The organism is Cellulomonas sp. GbtcB1 (assembly GCF_019091725.1).
Taxonomy (GTDB): Bacteria; Actinomycetota; Actinomycetes; order Actinomycetales; family Cellulomonadaceae; genus Cellulomonas.
Genome location: NZ_JAGXJG010000210.1, coordinates 1 through 284 on the forward strand (window position 1 = coordinate 1; position 284 = coordinate 284).

Here is a 284-nt window from a genome sequence, read left to right on the forward strand (position 1 = left end):
GTACGGCGGCTCGTACGACGCCTACCTGGAGGAGCGGTCCACGGCGCGGCGCCAGGCCCGCGAGGCCTACTAGGACTACGCCGCCCGCCGCGACGCGCTGTCCGCCCCCGCCCGGATGCAGCGCGCGTGGATGGACAAGGGCGTGAAGAACGCCCGGCGCAAGGCGTCCGACAACGACAAGATCGGCGGGAAATTCCGCTCGGACGCCTCGGAGAAGCAGGCGGCCAAGGCCCGGCAGACCGAGCGGCAGATGGAGCGGCTGGAGGTGGTCGCGGAGCCGCGCA

Annotated in this window: 1 pseudogene; it reads left to right on the top strand. The window is 72.9% G+C overall.

From position 1 onward, the window contains the following. Positions 1-284: pseudogene (locus KVT14_RS22800) on the top strand (ABC transporter ATP-binding protein); the annotation flags it as partial.